Origin of the sequence: Paenibacillus sp. GM2 (assembly GCF_900069005.2) — a bacterium.
Taxonomy (GTDB): Bacteria; Bacillota; Bacilli; order Paenibacillales; family Paenibacillaceae; genus Fontibacillus.
Genome location: NZ_LN831279.1, coordinates 613530 through 637000, shown reverse-complemented (window position 1 = coordinate 637000; position 23471 = coordinate 613530). Strand labels below are relative to the sequence as shown.

At 46.6% G+C, this 23471-nt stretch carries 22 protein-coding genes; 7 read left to right on the top strand and 15 right to left on the bottom strand.

What is annotated here, in order from left to right; translation table 11 throughout:
- Genes sufU through sufC form a run of 4 tightly spaced genes read right to left on the bottom strand, consistent with a single transcriptional unit; the run spans position 1 to position 3735 of the window.
- Positions 1-423, bottom strand: a complete 423-nt coding sequence (sufU, locus tag BN1360_RS12670; RefSeq protein WP_068780220.1) for a Fe-S cluster assembly sulfur transfer protein SufU — start codon at positions 421-423, stop codon at positions 1-3.
- The gene (locus BN1360_RS12665; RefSeq protein WP_068780219.1) at positions 423-1637 is read right to left on the bottom strand and encodes a cysteine desulfurase; all 1215 of its coding nucleotides are present in this window, start codon (positions 1635-1637) and stop codon (positions 423-425) included. Before BN1360_RS12665 ends, sufU begins: the two co-directional genes overlap by 1 nt.
- Positions 1634-2935 carry a Fe-S cluster assembly protein SufD gene (sufD, locus tag BN1360_RS12660; protein ID WP_068780218.1) on the bottom strand — a complete coding sequence of 434 codons (1302 nt, stop codon included), beginning with the start codon at positions 2933-2935 and terminating at the stop codon, positions 1634-1636. The genes BN1360_RS12665 and sufD overlap by 4 nt, the downstream gene beginning before the upstream one ends.
- A 20-nt stretch (positions 2936-2955) precedes the next feature.
- Positions 2956-3735 (bottom strand): Fe-S cluster assembly ATPase SufC, encoded by a 780-nt coding sequence (gene sufC, locus BN1360_RS12655; protein ID WP_218652948.1) that lies wholly within the window; start codon positions 3733-3735, stop codon positions 2956-2958.
- 418 nt (positions 3736-4153) lie between these two features.
- Between sufC and BN1360_RS12650 the strand changes: the two genes are divergently transcribed.
- Positions 4154-4708 (top strand): hypothetical protein, encoded by a 555-nt coding sequence (locus BN1360_RS12650; protein WP_068780216.1) that lies wholly within the window; start codon positions 4154-4156, stop codon positions 4706-4708.
- A 95-nt stretch (positions 4709-4803) separates the two neighbouring features.
- Here the strand turns inward: BN1360_RS12650 and BN1360_RS12645 are convergent, their stop codons facing one another.
- The gene (locus BN1360_RS12645) at positions 4804-5196 is read right to left on the bottom strand and encodes a DUF423 domain-containing protein (protein ID WP_068780215.1); all 393 of its coding nucleotides are present in this window, start codon (positions 5194-5196) and stop codon (positions 4804-4806) included.
- A 160-nt stretch (positions 5197-5356) separates the two neighbouring features.
- Between BN1360_RS12645 and BN1360_RS12640 the strand changes: the two genes are divergently transcribed.
- The 3 genes from BN1360_RS12640 to BN1360_RS12630 all read left to right on the top strand — a co-directional run bounded on the left by BN1360_RS12640 (position 5357) and on the right by BN1360_RS12630 (position 7661).
- Positions 5357-5773: a hypothetical protein gene (locus tag BN1360_RS12640; RefSeq protein WP_068780214.1), complete on the top strand. Its 417-nt coding sequence runs from the start codon at positions 5357-5359 to the stop codon at positions 5771-5773.
- 124 nt (positions 5774-5897) lie between these two features.
- The gene (locus BN1360_RS12635; RefSeq protein ID WP_068780213.1) at positions 5898-6755 is read left to right on the top strand and encodes a DegV family protein; all 858 of its coding nucleotides are present in this window, start codon (positions 5898-5900) and stop codon (positions 6753-6755) included.
- 51 nt (positions 6756-6806) lie between these two features.
- Positions 6807-7661, top strand: a complete 855-nt coding sequence (locus tag BN1360_RS12630; RefSeq protein WP_068780212.1) for a DegV family protein — start codon at positions 6807-6809, stop codon at positions 7659-7661.
- Between the two features lie 561 nt (positions 7662-8222).
- Here BN1360_RS12630 and BN1360_RS12625 read toward each other — a convergent pair.
- Complete coding sequence (locus tag BN1360_RS12625; RefSeq protein WP_229520995.1) at positions 8223-8561, bottom strand: hypothetical protein; 339 nt, start codon at positions 8559-8561, stop codon at positions 8223-8225.
- 428 nt (positions 8562-8989) lie between these two features.
- Positions 8990-9592: a hypothetical protein gene (locus tag BN1360_RS12620; RefSeq protein ID WP_229520994.1), complete on the bottom strand. Its 603-nt coding sequence runs from the start codon at positions 9590-9592 to the stop codon at positions 8990-8992.
- Positions 9593-9737: 145 nt separating this feature from the next.
- Between BN1360_RS12620 and BN1360_RS12615 the strand changes: the two genes are divergently transcribed.
- On the top strand, positions 9738-11087 hold the full coding sequence (locus BN1360_RS12615; RefSeq protein ID WP_068780210.1) for a hypothetical protein: 1350 nt from the start codon (positions 9738-9740) through the stop codon (positions 11085-11087).
- A 27-nt stretch (positions 11088-11114) separates the two neighbouring features.
- Positions 11115-11393: a hypothetical protein gene (locus BN1360_RS12610; protein ID WP_068780209.1), complete on the top strand. Its 279-nt coding sequence runs from the start codon at positions 11115-11117 to the stop codon at positions 11391-11393.
- A gap of 184 nt (positions 11394-11577) precedes the next feature.
- Here the strand turns inward: BN1360_RS12610 and BN1360_RS12605 are convergent, their stop codons facing one another.
- The 7 genes from BN1360_RS12605 to BN1360_RS12575 form a co-directional block, all read right to left on the bottom strand.
- Complete coding sequence (locus BN1360_RS12605; RefSeq protein WP_068780208.1) at positions 11578-13008, bottom strand: SpoVR family protein; 1431 nt, start codon at positions 13006-13008, stop codon at positions 11578-11580.
- A gap of 1 nt (position 13009) precedes the next feature.
- Positions 13010-14173, bottom strand: a complete 1164-nt coding sequence (gene yhbH / locus BN1360_RS12600) for a sporulation protein YhbH (RefSeq protein WP_068780207.1) — start codon at positions 14171-14173, stop codon at positions 13010-13012.
- Between the two features lie 212 nt (positions 14174-14385).
- Positions 14386-16170, bottom strand: a complete 1785-nt coding sequence (locus tag BN1360_RS12595) for a glycoside hydrolase family 9 protein (protein WP_068780206.1) — start codon at positions 16168-16170, stop codon at positions 14386-14388.
- Positions 16171-16263: 93 nt separating this feature from the next.
- Positions 16264-17235, bottom strand: coding sequence for an ROK family protein (locus BN1360_RS12590; protein WP_068780205.1), 972 nt, complete (start codon positions 17233-17235; stop codon positions 16264-16266).
- A 44-nt stretch (positions 17236-17279) separates the two neighbouring features.
- A complete protein-coding gene (locus BN1360_RS12585) occupies positions 17280-18002 on the bottom strand; it encodes a glucosamine-6-phosphate deaminase (protein ID WP_068780204.1) in 723 nt (240 codons plus the stop codon).
- A 109-nt stretch (positions 18003-18111) separates the two neighbouring features.
- Positions 18112-18948: a YitT family protein gene (locus BN1360_RS12580; RefSeq protein WP_068780203.1), complete on the bottom strand. Its 837-nt coding sequence runs from the start codon at positions 18946-18948 to the stop codon at positions 18112-18114.
- A gap of 432 nt (positions 18949-19380) precedes the next feature.
- On the bottom strand, positions 19381-21276 hold the full coding sequence (locus BN1360_RS12575) for a PrkA family serine protein kinase (protein WP_068780202.1): 1896 nt from the start codon (positions 21274-21276) through the stop codon (positions 19381-19383).
- A gap of 731 nt (positions 21277-22007) precedes the next feature.
- On the opposite strand from BN1360_RS12575, the gene BN1360_RS12570 reads away from it, so the two are divergent.
- Positions 22008-22745, top strand: coding sequence for a DUF2161 domain-containing phosphodiesterase (locus tag BN1360_RS12570; protein ID WP_068780201.1), 738 nt, complete (start codon positions 22008-22010; stop codon positions 22743-22745).
- 100 nt (positions 22746-22845) lie between these two features.
- On the opposite strand, the gene BN1360_RS12565 is transcribed toward BN1360_RS12570, so the two are convergent.
- The coding region (locus BN1360_RS12565) for an aminotransferase class I/II-fold pyridoxal phosphate-dependent enzyme (RefSeq protein ID WP_324254266.1) at positions 22846-23471 on the bottom strand (626 nt) is incomplete at its 5' end.

Below are 23471 nucleotides of genomic sequence, written 5' to 3'. Positions count from 1 at the left end.
TTATTCTTCTTCGTGAATCCCTTTTTTGAGTGCGTTCCAGGCCAGTGTCGCGCATTTGATCCGAGCAGGGAATTTGTTCACCCCGGATAGAGCCTCAAGCTCTTCATATTCGTCAAAATCAACAGGTTCTCCCTGCATCAAGGAAGAGAATCGGCTAGCCAAATCCATCGCTTCCGCATAGGTCCTGCCCTTCACGGCTTCTGTCATCATCGATGCTGAGGACATGCTAATCGAGCAGCCCTCTCCGGTAAAGCGAGCGTCCTTCACAACGCCATCCTCCAGCTTCAGCTGGAGAGAAATACGATCCCCGCAAGTTGGGTTGTTCAGATCAACAGTCAGGGAATCGTCATCAAATTTCCCACGGTTGCGCGGGTTTTTATAATGATCCATAATTACGCGGCGGTATAAATCGTCAAGTTGCATTATCCAAAATACTCCTTTGTCTGGACTAAAGCTTCAGCCAGACGGTCAATGTCCTGCTCCGTGTTGTACAGATAGAGGCTGGCTCTAGCTGTCGCACTGGCCTTAAGCCAGCGCATCAACGGCTGGCAGCAGTGATGACCGGCACGTATAGCTACTCCGGACGCATCCAGAACAGTAGCCACATCATGCGGATGAATATCCTGCAGATTGAAGGTCAACAATCCTACCTCGCGTTCGCGCGGTCCGTAAAGGGTCAGTCCTTCAATTTCAGAAAGCTTGGCAGTAGCGTACTTCGCCAGCTTCGTCTCATGCTGGTGAATCGCATCCATACCGATCTCCTGCAGAAAATCAATCGCAGCGCCCAGTCCAATCGCTCCGGCGATAATCGGTGTCCCGCCTTCAAATTTCCACGGAAGCTCCTTCCATGTCGATTCGTAGAGACCAACATCATCGATCATCTCGCCGCCGAATTCGATCGGCTCCATAGACTCCAGCAAATGCTTCTTACCATATAGTACCCCAATTCCGGTTGGTGCGCACATTTTATGGCCAGAAAAAGCGTAAAAATCACAATCCAGCTCTTGCACATTCACCTTCATATGAGGCGTGCTCTGTGCACCGTCAATCACCATTACGGCTCCATGACGGTGGGCAATCTCAGCCAGCTCTTTGACCGGATTAACTACACCAAGCACATTGGAGACATGGGCGACCGAGACGATCTTCGTCCGATCGGTAATCGTCTTCTCCGCATCCTCCAGAGCGATATTGCCGTCAGGCTGAAGCGGGATATATTTTAAAGTGGCACCCGTCCGTATGGCCAGCTGCTGCCAAGGAATCAGGTTGCTATGATGCTCCATTGGGGTAATGACAATTTCATCCCCCTCTTGGAGCACGGCAGGTCCGTAAGCAGAGGCCACCATATTCAGCGAAGTCGTCGTCCCCCGGGTGAAAATAATCTCCTGGGTCCGCGCAGCGCCGATAAAGCGCGCCACCTTCTCTCTCGCCCCTTCATAAGCATCCGTTGCCCGGCTGCCAAGTGTATGAACCCCGCGATGCACGTTGGAATTTTCCCACTCATAGTAATGCTTCAAGGCATCGAGCACAGCGCGCGGCTTCTGGGAAGTAGCCGCACTGTCAAGGTATACGAGCGGATGTCCATTGATCTCCTGATGCAGAATAGGAAATTGTTCCCGGATCAGCTCTGCATTCATTGACCTAACTTCCTTTCAACCAATCCTTGCAATTGCTGCTGCAATTGTTCCATAGGAATCTCCGTAACGACCGGAGCAAGGAAACCGTAAATAACCAAGCGTTCAGCCTGCTCGCGGGAAATACCACGGGACATAAGATAGTAGATTTGCTCTTGATTGACTTGGCCAACCGAAGCCGCGTGACCGGCTTTCACATCGTCCTCATCGATCAACAGAATTGGGTTAGCATCCCCGCGCGCCTTCGGACTAAGCATAAGAACCTTCTCTGTCTGCTCGCCGTTTGCTTTGGTTGCCCCCTTCTCGATTTTCGTAATCCCGTTAATGATCGCTGTAGATTGTTCACGCATAACAGCCCGGGTAATCATTTGACTCTCAGAGCTCTTGCCGAAATGGACTGCCTTCGTCGTATAATTCAGCTTCTGCGAACCCGAACCAACCGCGATTACCTTCATATCGGAGAGAGAGCCGTTGCCTTTTAGAATCGACAGCGTCTCACTCATCGCATCGCCGAAGTTCATCTCGCCAATGATCCATTCGATCGAACCGTCATTGTCGACGATGGAACGACGATAGCTCAAGTCAGTGGTACTTGTACCCAGATTATGAACCGTTGCGAACTGTACCTTCGCTCCTGCTTGAACGAACACTTCCGCCACTCCGCTATGAACAACCGTCTTGTCAAATTGTCCGGAGAAGTAGTTGTCTACATAAGCAACACGGCTATTCGCCTCAGCTACGATCAAAATATGCGGCGCGAAAGTCGTCTTATCATCCTCTTGGACGAAAATGCTTTGCAATGGAACTTCGATTTCCACATTACGCGGCACATATAAGAACACACCGCCATTCCACAATGCGGAATGCAGAGCCGTCAAGCGGTTTTCATCACTCTTAACAGCCTGATGCAAATATTTCTGTACGAGATCGCCATGCTCGCGAACGGCAGTCTCCAGGTCTGTAAAAATAACGCCCTTGGCGGCAAGCTCAGGGGACAACTGTGCAAATTGCGTTCTGCTGTTCACCTGAACGATCAGATTACTATGCTCTTTCAGATCAACGAGAGAAGCTACACTTTCAGGCAGCTGTTGTGCCGATGCTGCATAACCTTCACGTTGTTGGCCGAAATTGCTAATATCCCAGCGTTCGATTTTTGTCTTTTCCAATTTAGGCAGTTCAAGCTCTTGAGCAAGCTTCACTCCATTTACACGACTTTCCGTCAACCAGGCCGGTTCCCCATTATTAACGGATGTTTGTCTTACTGCATCAAGTTCCACCGGAAGAACGATTTGTGTCGTCATTTCAGTTCCCTCCTTCCGTCTTAGGCTTCTTGACCGACAGATTCATCCGTAATTCCAAGTTCTTCTTTAACCCAATCGTATCCGTCGCGTTCCAGACGTTCTGCCAGCTCAGGGCCGCCGGATTTCACGATTCTACCTTGCATCATTACGTGAACGACATCCGGTTTAATATAGTTAAGCAGACGTTGATAGTGTGTAATGATCAGGAATCCGCGATCTTCATCACGCATGCTGTTCACACCGTTAGCAACGATGCGCAATGCGTCGATATCCAGACCAGAGTCGATCTCGTCCAAAATGACAAGCTTCGGCTCAATCATCATCATTTGCAAAATTTCGTTCCGTTTTTTCTCCCCGCCGGAGAATCCTTCATTTAAATAACGGTGAGCGAATTCAGGATCCATCTCCAGCTCCTTCATTTTGCCCTCCATTTGACGAATGAATTTGATCAGTGAGATTTCATTGCCTTCTTCACGGCGTGCGTTGATTGCGCTGCGCATGAAGTCAGAGTTCGTTACTCCAGCGATTTCGCTTGGATATTGCATCGCTAGGAACAGGCCTGCGCGAGCACGCTCGTCCACGGCCATTTCCAATACGTCTTCACCATTCAGGCTTACTGCGCCATCGGTTACTTCATATTTAGGATGCCCCATCAATGCGGAAGCGAGCGTACTTTTACCTGTACCGTTCGGACCCATGATAGCATGGATTTCTCCACCCTTTATTTCAAGGTCGATTCCCTTGAGAATTTCCTTCCCTTCAATGGTCGCTTTCAGACCTTCAACAACGAAATGTGTCATTATTTATCATACCCTCCATCTTCTCGTTCTCTTTTTTGTAAAGCCATTATAACATAAAATAATTCTAATAATTATTTAATTAGAATTATTATTGGTGATTCTCACTGATTCTCATTTCATTCTACCCTACTTTGCAAGCCGAATCAACGCGAGCCGCAAAGATTCTCTGCAATGATCAGGACAAATGAGTAAATCGAAGGTTATAATACTAAAAATCAGCCCTATGATCTAGGTCTACAGAATTATTTTTATGAATAATCGTAAGAATTTCATGTGTTTATAGGTGAATTCCTATATGTTTATAAGATTTTAGGACTATGCTTCCCATTGAAGCAGTGCTATGATAGTCAAGTGTATTAGAGTTACACTATAAAACCATTATTTTACCACATATCATGACAAAGCTTCTGGGGGAATTATGAACAAGACAAGTACAACCGATCAAGAAGGACTAGGTTTTCTATTTAATGTAGAAATTCTGGTCAAAGAAGAGACAAATGCAAAAGCACTGCAAAAACTGCTGCAGCTATTGAACAGCAATAATGATATTATCGATTACCGGATCAACTCTGGAATTGAACTTGGTTCCATCATCAGCTCCATGCTGGCCAATAAGAAGCAGTCGCTTATTACCAAATCCTATAAAAGAATCAATGAAGGTGCTTCGAACCCGATTCCCTCGGTAACCAAAACAGCAAAAACACCCGCTGCTCCTAAGGAACAACCGGAAGACCTGCAGGAGAACAACTTTGAAAGCATGGCCAAGAGCCAGGATTTCGAAAATTGGGTTCAAAAATACATCGCCGATAATTCTCTCGTTCGTCTATTAGTCAACCGTAACGGGAAGCGCGTCAGCATCCCTTGCCGGATCTTGAACTTCCTGACGGATACCTATACATTGACGGTCTACCACGTAGACGAGAAACAAGTCTACTCCTTCCATCTCAGCGAAATTATCGATCTTAACGAGTAATAACTCCTCCTAGAGACAGTTCGATAGGGTTACTTTTGAATAAGGCATGCTAAAAAAGCGGACGATCTATTCCATCATAGACTCGCCCGCTTTCATTACTTACTGCTGTTCTGCTGCGTCTTATCCCATGCGGCCAGAATGAACATCAGCCAGCCGGCGATAAAGGATACACCACCCAGTGGTGTAATCGGGCCGAACCATTTCCAGCCCGTAAGGGCAAGCAGGTATAAGCTTCCGGAGAACAGAATGGTACCGATCAGGAACAAGATGCTCGCCCAGCGCCATTTGTTCGCATTGCCGCCAAAGGCAGCCGCTATGGATGCAAGGATCATTCCGATTCCGTGAATCATCTGATAATGAACTCCCGTCTCAAAGGTACCCAGCGATTCCTCTCCGATGATCGATTTAAGCACATGAGCGCCAAACGCTCCCAGTGCCACAGATAACAGCATAATTATAGCGCCGATCCCGGCATATTTGCGTTGCATGCTAACGCCTCCTATATAGCTCAATCTTCCTTCATTCATCTTAACCCAATGGCTGGATTCATTCTAGTAGTACACACAATTGAAATAGTCATTGATTTTTTGGCAAAGATATGAAAAATTAAACAGAGTAATCATTATGGCCTAAAGGAGACTTATTTAAATGGAAAACTTTGACCAGAGGAATTATAATACATATCCTTCCTACCCCGGCCCCGCCCAAGGCGGCCAACCTTCCCAAATCATCAAGCATTCGGGCCCCGGTATCGCTTCCTTCATCATAAGCCTGGTAGCTATTATGGGCTATCTTTTCGCTACAGTGCTTGTAACTGTCGCAGCCGCCAATGTTCTGGAAGGCCCGGAAGAGCTGTTCGAGGAGTATTTCATACAGCAAGGCAGCGCAATTGCCGGAGTATTGCTGCTCTTGATTACTATGCTCTTGAATCTGACCTCCCTTATCCTGGGCATTGTCGGCATCAGCATGAAGAATCGCAAGAAAGTGTTCGCAATATTAGGTACGATTTTCTCGGCAATTCCTATACTGCCGGTGATTTTCATATTATTGTTTGCTAATCTATAAGAAACGTTGCTTCTATAATAATACGTATTCAGAAATAGTACCGCTCACCCCCCGCTTTTCTGCACCGGGGAAGGTTTGAGGAAGAAGCTAGGGACTATTCACAACTATTTTAAAGGAGATGCATATGTCACAGATAAAAATATTCGCAGACAGCACCTCCGATCTGCCGGCAGATTGGATTACAAAATATGAAATAGGAATTATACCTCTCTACGTTGTATTTGGTGATGAGATTTATCGGGATGGGATTGATATTACTCCGGAGGAGCTTTATCGCAAGGTGGAAGAAAGCGGCTCTCTGCCGAAGACTACAGCGCCATCGCCCACCGATTTCATCCACGCTTTCAGTCCGCATATCGAGCGCGGCGACACGATCGTCTATCTCAGCTTGTCGTCCAAATTGTCTGCAACCTATCAAAATGCCCTGATCGCGGCGGACGAACTCCCGCCAGGGCGGGTACATGTTGTCGACTCCCTGAATCTGTGCAGCGGAATTGGTTTGCTTGTCATGAAGGCCGTCAAAGCGGCTGAGCAAGGGAAGACCGCAGCGGAAATTACCGCGATGTTAGAGCACACCCGGCAACTGGTAGACACCGAATTTGTTATCGATACGCTGGAGTATTTGTATAAAGGCGGACGCTGCTCCGGCATGCAGAACTTCATCGGCAGCTTGCTGAAAATCCGGCCGATCCTTAAGGTTGTTGACGGCTCGATTATCCCCGCTTACAAAGTACGCGGCAAGAAAGATAAAGCCGTTCAAAAAATGCTGGATAACGCACTTGCAAATCTTGACGCAATGGATAATGATGTAATTATTGTTGTACACACGCTTGCAGAGGAAGAAGCCCTTTATTTGGCGTCCGTATTAAAAGAGAAGACCGGCGCGCGCGAAGTAGCGATCTCCCAGGCAGGATGCGTTATTTCGAGTCATTGTGGCCCACATACGGTAGCAATCATGTATACTAAGAAGTCTGAGGCCTGATAGAGAAGACAGCTTAAGGACTAACTTAAACCATATAAGGAGGACTACACAATGGGAACTCTCAAAATATTCGCTGACAGCACATGTGACCTGCCATCCGATTGGATTGGGAAATATGACATTGGAATTATTCCCCTGTATGTCATCTTTGATCAGCAGACCTATAAAGACGGCGTTGACCTGGATACCCCCATGTTATATCAGAAGGTAAGCGAGACGAAGAAGCTGCCAAAGACGGCTGCGCCTTCACCCGCTGACTTCATTCAGGCCTTCACGCCAGCCATCAACGAAGGCAAGGATATCCTCTATATCAGCTTGTCGTCTGAGCTCTCTTCTACGTATCAGAACGCATTGATCGCGGCAGCTGAGTTCCCCGAGGGACGAGTTCGTGTATTTGATTCACTGAACCTGTCTACCGGCATTGGTCTGCAGGTGATGAAGGCATATCGAGCAGCCGAAGCAGGCCAGAACATCGAAGAGATCATGGACCTCCTGCACAGAACCCGACCGCAGGTAGAGACGGAATTCGTGATCGATTCCCTCGACTATCTCTACAAAGGCGGACGCTGCTCCGGCATGCAGAATCTAGTCGGCAGCCTGCTCAAGATCCGTCCGGTCATCAAAGTGATCGATGGGAAAATGACCCCCGCCTACAAAGTGCGCGGCAGCCGTGAGAAGGCTCTTCATCAAATGCTGGACAATGCGCTTGCCTGCATCGAGGATATGGACAATGATCTGATCTTCGTCACCCATTCGCTGGCGGATGAAGATGCCGACCAATTGAAGAGCATTCTGCAAGAAAAGACCGGCGCCAGGGAAGTCGCCATCTCCAAGGCCGGCTGCGTCATCTCAAGCCACTGCGGTGCAAAGACCATCGGCATTTTGTACACGAAGAAAATAAGCTAGCACTAGAGAATAAACCCGAAATAAAACAAAACATGACGTGCAAATTGGTATCCCGTTTGTACGTCATGTTTTTTAATTTATAAGTTATGTATTTTGCCCTCAATCAACTATTTGAACACCCATGCGCTCCTAATTGATTACGATATATCCTTACAGACCTGTTGTTGAATCAATGGATGGGTTACGTCTGTTAATAAACCACTTTGGACCGCTAATATCATCCACCTTTTTTCTTCATAATTATACCAAACAGTGATTTTTTCATCTTCATGTTCCTTTTTATAACCATAAGGATACATTGTATTATCTATTGAATAATATCATAGTCTGTTATAACAAAGTCACTATCAAAATGTTCTTTTATGTATTCTTTTCTTGACTAATTTTCGTGCCCGGCTCAATTATTGCTTTCCTTTCTAGATTGTATTTAAAGCGATATACTTCGATTATCATAAATACAACTACAAATATCGTTATCCATATTAATAGCTTTTTCCGCACATAAACCCCCACACAGTATTTTACTTGGTACTCAGATTTTTTTCATCGAAACCATACTGGTTATGGTATATCCTTCTTTTCACTATTAAGAAACCACTTAGGACCTCCAACACCACGTACTTCTTTATTTTTATAATCGTATTTCACGCTAATCTTTACATCTTTATGCCCCTTAATATAACCATCAAGATACATTGTACTGCTTATTGAGGAATCGATAATATCATAGTCTGTTATTATAAAGTCACTATCAAAATGTTCTTTTATGTGTTCTTGACTAATTTTCGTGCCCGCCTCAATTATTGCTTTCCTTTCTAGATTGTACTTGTAGCGAAATGCACCGTTGACGATGAATATAACAACAAGAAATATCCCTAGTAAAATCAATATTTTTTTCATTTGCATCCCTTTTCAAAAAAATCTCCTCATCCCATTATTCACTTTATTTCACTCTCTATGAACCACTTTGGTCCCCAAACATCTCGTACTTCTTTTTTTTCATAATCATATGTTACAGAGATTGTGATATCTTCGTGTCCCTTAATATATCCATCAAGAAATAATGTTCTATTTATAGAAGGATGAATTAGATCATAATCTCTTAATATAAACTCACTATCAAAATGTTTCTTTATGTATTATTGGCTTATTTTCGTGGCCGTCCCTACCATTGCTTTCCTTTCCAAATTGTACTTGTAACGATATACTCCGATAACCGTGATTATAACCAGCGCTATTGTTACTCAAATCAACAACTTTTTCCTCATCGCAAACCCCCACACAGTATTTTACTTGGTACTCAGATTCTTTCATCGAAACCACATTGGTTATGGTATATCCTTCTTTTCACTATTAAGAAACCACTTGGGACCTCCAACACCACATACCTCTTTATTTTTGTAATCGTAAATCACACTAATCTTTACATCTTCATGTCCTTTAATATAACCATCAATATACATTCTATTATCTATTGAAGAATGAATAATATCATAGTCTGTTATAACAAAGTCACTATTAAAATGTTCTTTTATGTGTTCTTGACTAATTTTCGTGCCCGCCTCAATTATTGCTTCCCTTTCTAAATTGTACTTGTAACGAAATGCTCCAATGACGATGAATATAACAAGAAATATCCCTAGTAAAATCAACAGCTTCTTCCGCATTTCAACACCCCCGCACCTTCCACTAACTTTTTCTTCATAATCGTATATACCCAAAATGGATGTATCTTCATGTCCCCTTATAAAAACATTGAGATGCATTCTAATGCCTGTCTCGACTATTGCCTTCCTCTCCAAATTATATTTGTAGCGATATGCTCCAATGACGATAAATATAACAAAAAATATTCCTAATAAAATTAACAGTTTTCCCCACATGAATTCCCTCTTACTACTTATTATCGTTTCAAAAAAGAGAACTTTCATAGTAGTTAAAACACATTCCGCATATCCTAATTTTATCCTATATAGTATAATAGTACCGATTATCCAAAATGTAAAATCATGAAATTATTACAACATACTTCCTGATTATAAAATTTAAATTTAAATTTTTCTAGGAGGGAGCTTTATGACATACATAAATGATAAAACTTATAGGGAGATATCAGGCTTAGCATATGTGAGGGATATTACTAATGAAGATCTCAATAGTATTCCAAATTGGAGCCTTGTTGAACCAGAAGGAGCCATGCTGCACGACACCAATGGCTCTGGTTTTGATGCAACGGTCTTCTATAATGAGAAAACAAATCAGGTCATTATCGGCTATAGAGGTACAGAACCCCCGGACCGCCCCGTTTGGAGCGTGCTTATGGACTATGGAACTGATATTAATGATGTTATCGGTAATCGCCCCAAAAATTTAGAAGAAGTTCATAAGTATTATGAGAAGAATAAGGATAAAATCAATCAACTACCGCTCCAAAATGCATTACCTTTCATGCAATATGAAGCCAAATACCAGGATAATCAATTTACACAAGCCCAAAATTTGTATGATGCTGTTAAGAAACAATATCCTACCGCCGAAATATCCACTACTGGCCACTCTCTAGGAGGAGCAGAGGCCGAGTATGTCGCAGTCCGTAATGGGTTGAATTCAGTAAGTTTTAATGCACCTAGCATCACACATCTTCTGTCCGATGATCTTCAGGAGAAAGTGAAGAATAGTAAGTTCCGCGATACGAATATTGCTTACGTTCATCCTGGGGACGCGATCGGTTCTGGTGCAGTTAATTCAGAGCCTCATGTCGGAGAAACTTATTACATTAACTCTACCTTTAATGATGCTAACGATAGATACAATACAATATATATCCCTTTCTCTGTTCCTCAACGAAGAGATAATTGGTTTGCTCAAATGCTCTTTGGCTATAAATGGACACCCATTCAATTTGTTCCTTATACATATCCCTTAGGGAAACAGTCGGCACTCATGAAAATGTACAATTCTATTGCTGGAGAGGAATATCATTCCCTAGAATATTTCAAATTTGATGAAAACGGTAATCTGGTTAATAACCTGTTTACTATGGACGGTGAAGCGGTAGAGTTTAATCCGAGAGTTTCTGCCTATGAGGAGATGGTTGCAACTAGCAGATGGACGGGAAGCGATGTGGTAACTTTTATAGGGAACATGAACGGGGGCAGCATTCAGCTTACACCTGAAGAACTGCAAAGAACCGCGCAACAAATGCGAAACAGCCTGCAGGAATTTGACAGTGGAATTCATCTTGCGATTCGTTTATTCCAAGCAGAGGTAGAGACAAGTCAGAGCAACGCTCTGAGACCAATCATCTACGATGCGACCGATTCCTTCAGAAAAATAAATCAATGGTATCTTGAATCCATCTCAGATATTGCTAATTACATCGACTTGAAGGCAAAGCTATTCATCGCTGCCGATCAACAGCACTAAATTAGAACAAAGGGTGGTGTAAATTGTATGAGTCGAATATCCCTAGAACTTGAGGATCTAAGGAGAGCAGTTCAGCAATGCGAGTATTTAAAGCAAAAGCTCCAACTCCAAGAACAGCAAATGAGAAGCCTATACCGTCGTTTACATGATTGGAAAGGCGCGTCTGCTGTTAAGCTAGAGTCCAAAATGGAAGCCTTTCTTCGTGAAGCGGCTAAGAAAGCCTATGAAATAGATATACATAAAGAACAACTTCAGCGTTATATTCAACAGATGGAGAGAGTCGATCTTTCCTACTATGGCCATTAACCTTTTCATAGAGCGTGCACTCTTCAAATGTACAATATGCACAGGATATCAATCTAAAACAGCAAAGCCATAGCTCCAGATCACGTATAAAATCAGTTTGTCAAGTTAACATCCCGATCGAGGATCCGGCTATGGCTCATCATTACAGGTTACATTAACTTCTTACCCACTTCACTTCTAAACCTTATACAATCCTCCGGCTCACTTTATTGCCGTCATAGCTAAACAAAGCGCATTTGTTCTCGACGATCGTCTCAAGATGGACGGGTCTGCCCCAGAGCGTATAGACATACGGCAGCGTGCGTTCCAGATATTTAAGGTCCAGCTCCAGACCGTCATATTGATGCTTCAGCAGCAGCTCACCAGACCGGTCATAATCTCCGTTCTTCACAACAACGTAAGGAAATCCTCCGTTCATGCGGGAGGCAACCAGTTGATCACGTACATTCTCCCACCTTTTATCGGTAATTTTCCACTCTGGCCCTTGCTTCTCGAAAATATACAGATCCAGATCGTTCACTAACTGCTTCGTTAAATAGCTGCGCAGGAATGAAGTATCCAAATCAAGCTCACGCACCTCGAAGATTTTTTCCCTGCCCTGCCCGGGAACCCGCCCAAATCTCGTCCGTTCCTCCTCTGTCGGCTCGTTCCAGCGCCGTTCGATATCCTCAAAGATTTTCAGGCCCAGGTAATAGGGATTCAAGCTTTGCGAAGGCTGTACAACGGAAGCGTTAAGCTTGGCGAATTCGATCGTCTCCTCACTGCTCAGATCCATCTCGCGCAAAATGCGCTGATGCCAATAAGAAGCCCAGCCTTCATTCATAATCTTCGTCTCCATCTGTGGCCAGAAATAGAGCATTTCCTCGCGCAGCATGCTCATGATATCCCGTTGCCAGTCCTCCAGATGTTCTGAGTACTCCTGGATGAACCAGAGAATATCCTTCTCCTGCTCCGGTGGAAACGGAATCGCATCCTCACTATCCGAAAACGCTGCGCCCTGATTCTCAAGTCCCCACAGGTCGTCATATTCTCCCTGCCGGACCGGCGCTTTCTTCTTCTCCTTAGCTTGACGCTGCTTCTCTTCCATCTGCTGCCGCTTATCATAGCGATGTGGCTTGATTAGCTGCGGATCAACATGCTCCTGGATAGCCAGAACGGCATCGATAAATGCCTCCACCTTGCCTGCACCATGAATCAATTCGTAACGATTGATCCGCTCCGCCGTCGCAGACATGCTCTCGACCATATCACGATTCGTAGCCGAAAAGCGAAGGTTGTTCTTGAAGAAGTCGCAATGAGCCAGCACATGGGCAATGATCAGCTTGTTTTGTATCAGCGAATTGCCTTCCAGCAGGAAGGCATAACATGGGTTGGAATTAATGACGAGCTCATAAATTTTGCTTAACCCAAAATCATACTGCATCTTCATTTTATTGAAGGTTTTTCCGAAGCTCCAATGACTGAAGCGAGTCGGCATCCCATAAGCCCCGAAGGTGTAGATGATATCAGCCGGGCAGATCTCGTAACGCATCGGATAATAATCCAGCCCAAATCCATCGGCGATCTCCATAATTTCCTGAATCGAATACTCCAACTGTTCCAGCTCAGCCGCCACGTTATTCGCCTCCTTCCCGTTTGTGGAAAAAGCGTTTCAAGGCCTGATACACCTCACCCTTCTCCTTAATGACATAGTACAGAAACCGTTCATGCCTCAAATTGCGATAAGCGGACATTAAGGTGCTGCCGCGGTTGTATTGATTGACCTCCCCGTAGCCGAACATATTCGAGCGCTTCAAAAGCTCATTAATCAGCCTCGTGCAACGTTCATTGTCTGAAGTGAGATTATCGCCGTCGGAGAAATGGAAAGGATAAATATTGTAGCTGGACGGAGGATACCGTTCATCTATAATCTCCAGCGCCTTCTGATAAACGGACGAGCAGATCGTGCCACCGCTCTCGCCACGGGTGAAAAAATCCTGCTCGCTAACCTCCTTCGCTTCCGTATGATGAGCTAGGAACACGATCTCTACCTTCTCATATTGCCGGCGCAGAAATCGGGTCATCCAGAAGAAGAAGCTTCGAGCACAATACTTCTCAAAATTGCCCATGCTTCCGCTTGTATCCATCATGGCAATAATGACCGCATTGGAGCGGGGGACCTTGACATCCTCCCATGTCTTATAACGCAGATCGTCCGGTGAGATGCCATGGATACCCGGAGAGCCGGAGGTCGCATTGCGACGCAGGTTTTCCAGAATCGTCCGTTTCTTATCGATGTTGGACATCAGCCCCTTCTTGCGGACATCGTTGAACCGGAACGAGACCGTCTCCATCTCCTCTTTATCCTTATCTTCAATAAAGGGGAGCTCCAATTCATTGAACAGCATATCCTCTAAATCCTCGATGCTAATCTCGGCCTCTACGACATCATGTCCGGGCTGATTGCCTGCTTTCCCTCCTTTGCCAGCCTCCTTCGGCTGATCCTGAGCCAGCACATCGCCAACTTCACTGTCCCCATTCCCTTGCCCTACATGCTTCTGCTTCTGGAAATTATGGATGAAGCGGTATTCCTCCAAGTTGCGCAGTGGAACCTTAATAATCTGCTTGCCGTCCGACATAATGATATTCTCTTCCGTAATCAGGTCCGGCAGATTCTGCCGAATGACTTCCCGCACCTTCTCCTGGTGGCGCTGCTGATCCTGATAACCTTTGCGATGCAGCGACCAATCTTCCTTGGAGACGACGAAGTTGAACTTATTCTGTTCAAATGAAGATGACACAGTGGGCACCTCCCTATTGGAATGTCAGGGGATTAAAAAGTAGCTGTAACTAAGTATATTCAAGCGGCGCGGTGATATGTGAGGGAGAAGCAACGCAAGTATAGCCCATTGGCCGAAATAGAGTAGAGCGGCTAGAACAAATAAAAAACCACCGGTGCTTCAGTCCGGCGGTTTAATCGAGATCTAGTCTTTACATTTACAATTGGACCCGCTTACTGATCTTCGGAATCCGACAGGTCGCCAAGCGCGACCGCATACATATACCATGAGGCATGCGGCAGCCATTGCTCGGCCCAGCGCCAATTGTCATCAACAACACCCGGCTCTGATTTGATGAAAAGTTCGATATCCTCCTCATCGGTTAATCCAGAGGTAATGCCATTGCAAATTCCCCCCGGACAGTTCATATAGTCGAACCCATTCACAAAATGGTACTGCGGATTGTTCCGCCCGGAGCCCTGCAGCATGCAGCTGTCAAACGGGTTAAGTCCGAGAATCCAACTCAACTGAGCGTCGGCATAGGCCAACAACCTTTCCTTGAACGCAGTATCCTTAGCTTCTGTTAACTGCTTGGACAGCAGTCTGGCAGCTGTGGCTAAAGACGCAAGACGTGCGTTCTCCCCTTGCCACCAAGGGGAGACCTCTGTCTGGTGCGGCAGGAAATAAGAAGTATATCGCCGTCCATCACTGCTTTGTACATATTGCCGTGCCAATCCGAACGGATTCACAACCTCCCCGGTTATTTTCAGTTCAGATTCCATAACCCGAAGGGCCGCCTCCATTATATTGCTGCGGCGTGACGGATTCTTCTCAATCTGCAAATAATTCAGCAGTGCTACTACCGGAAGGCCGGCATCCGAAGCATGGAAGAACGGGCGTCCCTCCTCATTGGCACTCCAATAACATCCCCACTCTGAACTTGGTTTTATATAACCGATTAACCGCTCAGCGCTCTCACCCGCCTGTTTCAGATAATCCGGATCCAGGGAGGCCTGGTACAATTCAACTAACGCGATTAACCGGCAATATTCATCCAATAGATTCGGCTTGCCATCGTTCAAATATTTGGCATTATTCTCCGCCAGATATTCATACGACTCCCGGGCTGCCTGCAAATATTGCTCGCGCGAATAATCGCCAGGGTAAGCGTGCCGGCTCGCAGCAGCCAGCGCAGCGATGGCAAATCCAGCGCCTTGACGGAACCCTGTCTCATAGGACTCATCGGTAATCACTTCAACCTCAGCCGTAGCCGCTGCTCCAAACTGGGAAGAAGAATTCTTGTACTGGAACGAAATGCTCCGGTCCTCCGCCTTCATGAACTCTCCACTGCGTCTGACCGAGCGGAAGAAGCTGCCCGAGGGCGCCCTCATCCGGAACATATAATCCGCACCATACATCGCTTCATCCAGCAGTCTGCGCTTGAATTGATAGTAGTGGCGATTCCCTGATTCCTCGAGCAGCTCATGCGCCTTGAACAGAACCCATGCTGCAAAGGAGCCTTGCTGCGGATTAAAATAAGTCGCATGCGACAGATGCGATAGATGCTTACCATAATCCCCGGTCGCATCGTACCATCCCCCGTGCAAGTCATGCCGTCCTTCCCGTTCTCCGGCGAACGGAATATTCCGGTCCGCGCGGTCAAAATCTCCACTGCACCGCTGAGCTTTGAGATAGAAAATGACATCCGATAGACTTTGTTTTCCAAGCAAATGATCTTCTATAGCAAAATCATAGGAACGAATCACACCGTGTGTCGTATCACATTCAATGACATACCGTCCCTCGACCTGCAACCCATCAAAATCTGCCGTCCAGAAAAACCAATTCCTCCATTTTCCCACCGTTCCGCAGCACTGGACAGTTCCGGCATAAGCCATCTGCCCGCTCGACTGATCCACCACTTGAAAGCTGCTGACCTCATCTGTACTGCTGCCCATGATGACAGCACGCTTCGTTCCCTTTCGCTCATACCCGATATGATTAATCAATATTTTCATCCAGTTATCGTCCTCTCTCCCTGACCTGCCCACGTCATTTAATTCGCTGAAATCAGGTTTGCCCAAAGCAGGCATTCGGGGAAATTTGCATGGTTATCCAATTTTCTCATAATCCCATGCCAGACAGGCCGCCCCAAGCAATCCGGTCACCTGTGGTCCTAACTCCGTAAGTGAGATCTCCTTCAGCCCTCGCCTTGATACCCCGGTTGTATTCTGATATACAAAATCGCTAAGCTCCTTCAACAGCCAGCTATCCCTCATCACTCCGCCGCCCAGAATAATCGCTTCCGGGTTAAGGATATTCACCAGGTTAACCAGTCCGATCCCGATCGACCAGATGAACTCCTTATGTATTTTCATCGATAATAGATCTCCCCTGCGCGCCTCTCTAAAAATATCCACGGATGTAATCCCACCTGATTGAATAAGAGGGCCCAGTCTCGAATCCGGATAGTCACTGATCCAGCGGATGGCCCGTTTGATCATGCCGCCTCCTGAAGCAGCGGATTCCAGACACCAGCTACTCCCACACATGCACTGTTCCATGTCACGCCCGACGAAGGTATGACCGATCTCTCCGGCATAATTGGAGGCTCCCCTGATCAGTCTGCCGTCACTGATGATCCCCGCAGCAATCCCTGTGCCGATATTAACATATAAAAAATGGCGATACTCCCGGCCTTTTCCGAGATGAAGCTCAGCCAGTGCCGCCGTATGTACATCATTATCGATGGCTACGTTCATCCCGTAGCGTTGCTTCAGATCGTCTCTGAAGCGAATCATTTCCATCCCCGGTACCCTCATCGTTCCGAGCCAGTCCCCCTGTTCAAAATCAACGTGGCCAAACACTCCAATTCCGATATTTACAGAGATATTCTCTTCGCGGCGTCCATGGATATAATCCGCAATGGAACGATAGATACTGCCCTTCAGCGAGGACTCCGTGCTAAGATCGATCCCGTATCTGGCATGATGAATAATATCGCCCTGACGGGTCACCGAACCGATCAATATTTTTGTCGCACCAATATCAATTCCTACAGTTACTGGCTCATCTACACGCATTTGGCTAGATCTCCTTTCAATTTATCCCTGGATCTGAATCGTGACTATAATAGCTCGGCTGCTGCCTTATCCATAATAATCGTCAGGCTAGGATGCAGCTGCAGGACGGAGGCTGGAACATCCGTAGTTATCGGTCCCATTAAGGCCTGCCTGATAATCTCGGATTTGCCCTTCCCTTTAGCCAGGAGCAGGATCTGCTTCGATCTCATAATCCGCCGAATTCCTACGGTAATCCCTTGCTCAGGGACGCTGCCGACTGCGCCGAAGAATCCGGCTTTATCCTGCGTCGTGTGACTGGCCAAATGAATGACATGTGTATCCAGATGAAAAGGGGTCCCCGGCTCATTAAATCCAATATGGCCATTACTCCCGATCCCGAGTATTTCGAGATCAACAGGATGCTCATCAAGGAGTCTATCGTAGACAGTGCAAGCCTGCTGCAGATCTTCGGCCATGCCGTCCGGCATATAAATATGGTCGCTTTGCAAGCCGATAGGGTTCAATACCTGGTGACGAATCCGGTAGCTGACACTTCGCGGATCATCTGGAGATAGACCGACATACTCATCCAATGTAAACGCCTTCATTTTTGAAAAATCAATACGCCATTGACGACGCAATTGGGCCAGCTCCCGATGGACTCCCACCGTTGTCTCGCCCCCCGCAAACGTAATTACGCTATCAGGCTTCGCTACAATTTGCTTTGCAATTTCAAGCGCAGCCGCAATATGAAACTGTTCCTCCGTGTCTTCCACTATGATCCTCATGAAGCACCTCCCAAGATGTGTAATCACCTCTATATTACCCCCTCTCTACCTGGAAGTGAGGTGGAAAATCTTCTAATATGGGGTTAATATTCTACAAAAAAAGAGCTGCCTATTTCGACAGCTCCATAAATCCTTCCCCGAATACATCGCGTACATCATGGATGGTGATAAATGCATTCGTATCGATCGCTTTAACAATCTTCTTCAGTTGACTAATCTCTTGCTTATTAATGACAATATACAAGATTTCCTGCGGCAGTTTCGTATAAAAGCCATGTCCATGAAGCACGGTTACGCCCCGCTCCATCAGAACATTAACCTGCTCCGCAATCTGATTCTGCTCCTTGGATACGATCATTACTGCTTTTCTCGGATTCAGGCCTTCTATAATGAAATCCATTACCTTGGTACCGACAAACAGCATCACAATGGTGAACATCAAGCTCTGAACCCCAATAATGAACAAGGAGGCGAAGACAACAATCAAATCGAAAAATAGCAAAGCATAGCTTACATTCCAATCCAGATACTTATTCATAAGCCGGGCAAGAATCGTAGATCCCGCTGTCGTCCCGCCCACCTTAATAATGGGCCCGATGCCCACCCCGGCAAATACGCCACCGAAGACAGCATTCAGCATTAAATCATGGGAGGCGATGCTCCATCCCTCTGTAAGATACAAGAAAAGAGAATTAAATACGACAGCAATAATTGTATATATGGTTGTCTGCTTATCGAGAAATTTGTACCCGACCACCAGCAATATCGAATTAAATATGAAGTTAACAAGTCCAGGAGACCATTGGAACAAATAATACAAAATGATGGTGACCCCGGTAACGCCGCCTTCGCCAAAGTCATTAGGAATAACAAACAGATTTACATCCAATGCAAAGATCAATGCGCCCAAGATAATAGTTACAATATCGGTTATTTTCTTTTTCATGAAGTAAGCCCCTTCTTGTGAGTATGGTCTTAGCCCTCGCGCAGAAACATATAGATCCGACCTGCTCGTAAAAAATGGGAAAGAGCGCACCGCGGCAGGGTACGCCCTTTTTTTCAACATGGATTGTACTGCGCTCCGAACCATTTAGCCGGTCAAGCCTGTTATTTCATTGTAGTGGAAATATTATGATTTGTTAAGCCATTTTCAGAAAATGAATAAATATACAAATGATAACGACTTTTGCTGATCTTCACTGTACCTTTGCTTCATGAAAGCAGCAGCTTCACGGCCATATGTAACCCTTTTTTATCGCAAAAAAGAAGCCCGCCACTATCAAGTGGCAGACTATAATCTATAATTCAGCTTATCTTCCTATAGAAGCAGGAAGCCCATGCCCCCAGTCATGTCTCCTGCCCCTGATAGCGGGATCATCTAACGGTTCAACAGGCTCCCCACATAACGCAGCAGTTCATTCGCGCATACAGGGCAATAGCCGTGCTCATCAATCAAGCGCTTGCTGACCTCATTGATGCGTTTCAATTGACTCTCATCCGGCGTCTTGGTAGAAGTCGTGATTTTGACGATGTCCTTCAGATCCGCGAACAGTTTCTTCTCGATGGCTTCCCGCAATCGATCGTGATGATTGTACTCGAATTTACGGCCTTTACGGGAGTAAGCGGAGATGCGAATCAAGATCTCTTCGCGGAAAGCTTTTTTGGCATTTTCGGAAATGCCGATTTGCTCTTCAATCGAACGCATCAGCCGCTCATCCGGATCAAGCTCCTCATCTGTAAGCGGGTCGCGCCGCTTCGTCCAGTTGCAGAACGCTTCAATATTGTCTAGATAATTCTCGAACAGTGTCTTGGCCGACTCCTCAAAGGAATAGACGAACGCCTTCTGAACTTCCTTCTTTGCGATCTCGTCATACTCCTTGCGAGCAATGCTGATAAAGTTCAAGTATCTATCGCGTTCCTCCTTCGTAATCGAAGCATGCTGATCCAAGCCATCCTTAATTGCCCGAAGAATATCAAGCGCACCCATGCATTGAATATCCTGTTTGATCAAGGCGCTGGATATCCGGTTAATTACATAACGCGGATCGACCCCGGACATTCCTTCCTCCAAATATTCATTCTGCAGCTCTTTCAAGTCCGCATCCTTGTAGCCCTCCACCTCTTCCCCGTCGTAGAGGCGCATTTTTTTAACGAGATCGACGCCTTGCTTCTTCGTCTCCTTCAGCCGGGTCAGTATAGAGAAGATCGCCGCGGAACGCAGAGCATGCGGAGCAATATGCACATGTCCCATATCGCTCTGGCCGATCAGCTTGGCGTAGATTTTCTCCTCCTGCGATACTTTCAGATTATATGGGATTGGCATGACGATCATCCGCGATTGCAATGCTTCATTCTTCTTGTTCGCGATGAAGGATTTATATTCGGATTCATTTGTATGTGCCACAATGAGCTCGTCGGCCGAGATCAAAGCAAATCTTCCCGCTTTAAAATTCCCCTCCTGCGTCAAGGACAACAGATTCCAGAGGAACTTCTCATCGCACTTCAGCATTTCCTGGAACTCCATCAGCCCGCGATTCGCTTTATTTAATTCACCATCAAAACGGTAAGCTCGGGGATCGGATTCAGAGCCAAATTCCGTAATCGTGGAGAAGTCAATGCTTCCGGTTAAGTCGGCGATATCCTGTGATTTCGGATCTGAAGGACTGAATGTGCCAATCCCGATCCGCCCTTCCTCAGATAACAGCACCCTTTCAACCGGCACCTTCTCGATATCTCCGCCAAACTCTGTACGCAGTCTCATCTGGCAGACCGGGCAGAGGTTCCCCTCGATTCTGACCTGAAGCGCCTTCTCTACCTCCGGGCGCAGCTCATGAGGGACAAGATGCAACGGCTCCTCATGCATCGGGCAGCCAGAGATGGCATAGACCGCTCCGCGCTGTGTACGGGAAAATTGCTCCAGACCGCGCTTCAGCATTGTGACAAGCGTCGATTTGCCCCCGCTCACCGGACCCATTAACAGCAAGATGCGTTTGCGGACATCAAGCCTTCTGGCCGCGGAATGGAAATATTCCTCTACCAGCTTCTCCACAGCCCGATCCAGTCCGAAAATTTCCTGTTCAAAGAACTTATACTTTTTCCGGCCATTCAGCTCTTCCACGCCGTAAGACTCGATCATTTCATACACCCGGGCATGGGCTGTCATGGCAGGTGAAGGATCCTCGGCGAGCAGAGCGACATAGTCCTTAAATGTTCCGTTCCATGCTAAAGCATCGCTTTCCGCCCGGTAAGCCGCTATACGTTCAAAAATGTCCATGTTCGGTACCTCCTGTACTCCGCTTGGGGTCTCCCCGTCCCTTTGATCCTGACCAGCAATGGAATAACCTGCAGCATCATCATTTATTTAGTCAAACCTCTACACCTGACTTAATTAGAAAAAGTGTATTACATACCTATGCGGAAACAAGCAAGAAGTTGACCTTTTTTATCCGTATTAATTATTCCAGTCGGAATAGTCCAGTTTCATACTTGCATCATGCAAATGATCGAGGAGCGCTTCAGGCTGTGCTATAATTTGGGTTATAAGCTGCATCTAACCATCGATAGATCGCCGAAGTCATAGCAACAGCATGTGCCATAGATGAGTAAATGGAGCATGCGCTGAACCCGGAAACGAAGCTTAGCCAAAAGGAACAAAGCTTTGAGTGCATACACCTCCAATTCACTGGGCCAAGCAGCCCTATGAAAGACGGCCGGCTGACACCAACAAAGCGATGGAATAGTTTGCGAAACTGGGGAGCGTTATTTGTGCCAATATAGGACATTGGATTTCTAACGAAACTGGGGAGCGTTATTTGTGCCAATATAGGGCATTAGATTTCTAACGAAACTGGGGAGCGTTATTTGAGCTAAAATGAGCCGTTTTGGCCGTATTTTCTCCTAATAGCGTGTATGTGTTTCGTTAGAAATAAAAACATAGCGTTTTTGCGTCAATAACGTTTCCCAGTTTCGTTAGCGTGTAAATCTTGGAAGTAGAGGGAGATATGCATGGCAGTCAAGCATGAGACGGAATTGTATGCTCCGCTAAAAGCTTTTTTTGAAGAGCGGGGATATGAAATAAAAAGCGAGGTCCGGCATTGTGATCTGGTCGGATATCGCCCAGAGAACGATGAGCCATTAATCGTAGAAATGAAGAAGAGCTTCAATCTGCCCCTTCTCCTGCAAGGATTGGAGCGTCAGAAGCTCAGCAGCGAGGTATATTTGGCTGTAGAACGAGCGCGAGCCAAGAAGGGAGCGCATAATCAGCGCTGGAGCGAAATCACGAATCTGTGCCGCAGACTCGGCCTTGGCTTCATTACGATTACGCAGTACAAGACGAAGAAGCCCTTTGTGGAGATTCATTGTATGCCTGGAGAGCATCTGCCCGCGCCTTCGCAGAAGGTCGTTAAGGCCCGGGCTGCCCGCTTGCAGTATGAATTTAATGAAAGAAGCGGCGATTATAATGTAGGCGGCAGCCACGGCACGAAGCTGATGACCGCGTACCGCGAGAAAGCGCTGCGTATTGCAATGGTCCTGCAAGAAGGCGGAGAGATGGCCCCCAAAGACATTAAGCTGCTAAGCGGCATCGGCCAGACCGCAGGAATTCTGCAAAAGAACTACTATCTCTGGTTCCGCAGAGTTTCACGCGGACGTTATGTCCTGACCTCTGAGGGCGAACACGGTTTGAAGCAATACGGTCACATCATCGAGGCATGGCGTACTTCTGCTCCTTCTGCGGAAGAGTAAAAGCGTGATCCTTCCTATAAAACAATATTTCCTTCAGCAGGAATTCTCACTCCAATCCTGCCTTTCACCGCATGCGAACCAGCATGCGGTGTTTTTGTCCCTAGCTCCTCGCCGTGAACTCTGCCAGGGCGTCTTCGATCCGCGCTATGCCCTCAGCGATTCCCATTGCCGGATAAGCTGCATAATTCAACCGAATCCAGTCCCCTTCCGTAATCGGGGGCTGTTTCCATTCCTCTAAAGCGGCATAGCAGCGAGCGCCCGGTGTAAATGCCACCCCCTCTAGCATTGAGGCCTTCAGCAGCGCCTCCGAGGAAATTCCTTCCGGGAGCCGTACCCACAGAAATAATCCGCTGCCCGGTTCATGAACCTCCGCCTTCCTCCACTCTGTATCCGTAAGCAGTTCCTTCATATATATCCGCCGGGCATTTAATTCATCCAATACTGCTGCAGTAAACTTCATTATTGAGAAGCGATCATCTGTAAGCAGCCTGCCGAGCATGAGGCAGGTTTGATTCGAAGCTGGGCTTAGCCCAGCTTCAGTGCGAGCGGCGGCGAGCCTGGCGAGCATCGCCGTATTGCCGCGCAGCCAGGCCAGCGGCAGCGATGGGAACAGGGCCCGCTCGAACGAATCCAGCAAGACGACGCTCGTTCTTCTCCATTTGGCTTGATTAAGCCATAAGGAGAAGAACGAGTCGGACGCTGCCCGGACCGATGCGGTGCCCGCGC